Consider the following 2,276-nt stretch of genomic DNA (forward strand, 5'->3'; position numbering starts at 1 on the left):
CACAACTATAAGGATTTTCAGGAGTTCGAGGGGAGATATTTTGATGGGGAACGGCGGTTAAAATCACAGTTCCGTCTTCTTGTTTCATGACTCCCCTAGCAATATAAATAGGTTCACCATTGTCTTTGTATGCCACTGGTTGAATATGAGGTGGAATCTCATGAGGTTTTGGATTATTGCTACTATTTTGAGGCACATCTGATGTTTCGGATTCCCCATTGACAATTAAAGCATCACCATCAAAGGGTGCAGTGGGTTCAGGAGCTATCCCTCCTTTTCCTTGAACTGCCAGACTAGAGACATCTTCGATATTTGATGCCGAACAAACATCCGATGTCGTAATAACCTCTGCGGTGACGACGTTATCAGTTAATTCTGGGGTTTCTCGCAGGGGATTATTATCAGGGGTTTCGATAGTAACTGTACCATCTAAACCGTCGGTTCCCGAACTAGCATCAATATCGTTAGTGCCATTGTTGTCAAACGCTCTGCGTTCTTCAATTCCTAGTAGAGATTCTGCTGTAATGCTAATTGCGCCACCTTGTCCTTGTTCGGCACTAGCAGTAATATCATTGCCGTCACCACCACTAGGATAGGCAATAATAAATTCGGCACCAATATTGATGTTGCCCCCATTGGCATCATTATTTGCCCGTGCGGAAATATTGCTATTATCGCGAAGAGTTAAATTTTCATCCACAAACAAATCAATCTCACTCAAAGAAGTATTATCTCTTTCTTCTAATGAGATGGTTGCTTGAGTTGTGGCAGAGATTTGTCCTTGATTCAGGTCAACGTTTCCGCCACGCACTGTAATTGAACCACCTATACCCTCTCCAAAGCTATCTGCTGAGATTAAACCTTCATCAGCTAGAGTGATTTCTGAGGTAAATTGAGTTTCATCTAGTACTAAGTCATTTTCTTGTTGCTGGAAAACACCAATGGTGATGTTGCCACCATCTCCGATAGCTTCTGGCTCAACTGAAGTAGTGATACTACCAGAATCAGCAAGAGTAAGAGAATCACTGACATTGATAAATATGTCACCAGCATCTCCTTGACCAGAAGTGCTGCTACTGACAGCACCTCCATCAGTGAGAGAAAGGTTAGCTGTGATTAGTTGAAGTTCTCCTGCATTTCCAATTCCACCTTGTTCGACAGTGGTGAAAACGCCACTAGGACGGTTATTAGTGCCTACTCCTTCGATAGAGACTGTTTCACGGGCATTAATTGTGATATTGCCAGCATCTCCATCACCAAAAACGCTGCTACTAACATTACCTCCATTAGAAATCGAAAGATTAGCTGTGGTGAGTTCAATATCTCCTGCTGTTCCAATACCACCTTGTTCGACATTGGCGGAAATGCCACCAGAAACATTGTCAATCCATACTCCTTCTAGAGAGACTGTCTCGCTAGCATTAACCGTAATATCACCAGCATCTCCCTCACCAGAAGTAACCGCAGAAATTAGCGAACCTTCACTAATAGTTAAAGTTGTGGTGTCTATTGTAATATCTCCGCCTTCTCCTGTTGCATTTTCCTCTAGCTCAGCAGAAATTAGCGAACCTCTACTAAGAGTTAAAGTTGCGGTGTCTACTGTAATATCTCCGCCTTCTCCTATTGCATTTTCTAGTAACTCAACAGTAATAAACGAAGCTTCACTAAGAGTTAAAGTTGCGGTGTCTATTGTAATATCTCCGCCTTCTCCTATTGCATTATTCTGAATCAGTGCTTGAATAGAACTATCTTCGGTAAGTAAGACTGAATCTGTAGAATTAACAGTTACAGAACCTGCATTACCTTCGCCAGAAATATTGGCGAGAATCTCGGAATTGTGCAGGGTTAACTGCTCAGTATCAATAATAATGTCTCCTCCTTGACCATTTCCTGCATTATCAGCAGTAATCCCTGCATTATCATTTAGAGTAATTGTCGGTGCAGATAGTCGGATATCACTAGCATCTCCCAATGAGCCACGCTCGTTATTGCCAAAAATACCTGTCCTTTCTCCTGTAAAAGATATTGATTCGGTAGCCGTTAAAGAAATAATACCTGGTTGTTCGACAGTTGCTCCCGAAAAAGCTCCAGCTTGTATTTGTGCTGTGTTACTAAAAGCCATATTTTCTGCATTGATAATAATATTACCCACTTTTCCCAATGCTGGAGCATCTTCTCTATTACCAATACCAATATTGCTATTAATTCGACTGTCATCTGCTAGAAAAGTATTTGCAACGTTTAAGGTAATGTTTCCCGCGTCTCCGTCTCCTGCA

Annotated in this window: 1 protein-coding gene; it reads right to left on the minus strand. The window is 41.7% G+C overall.

Annotated elements, in window-relative coordinates; genetic code table 11:
• On the minus strand, positions 1 to 2,276 hold a 2,276-nt coding region (locus H1P_RS36970; RefSeq protein ID WP_186376291.1), incomplete at both ends, for a beta strand repeat-containing protein.

Source organism: Hyella patelloides LEGE 07179, from assembly GCF_900659865.1.
In the GTDB taxonomy this organism is placed as follows: domain Bacteria; phylum Cyanobacteriota; class Cyanobacteriia; order Cyanobacteriales; family Xenococcaceae; genus Hyella; species Hyella patelloides.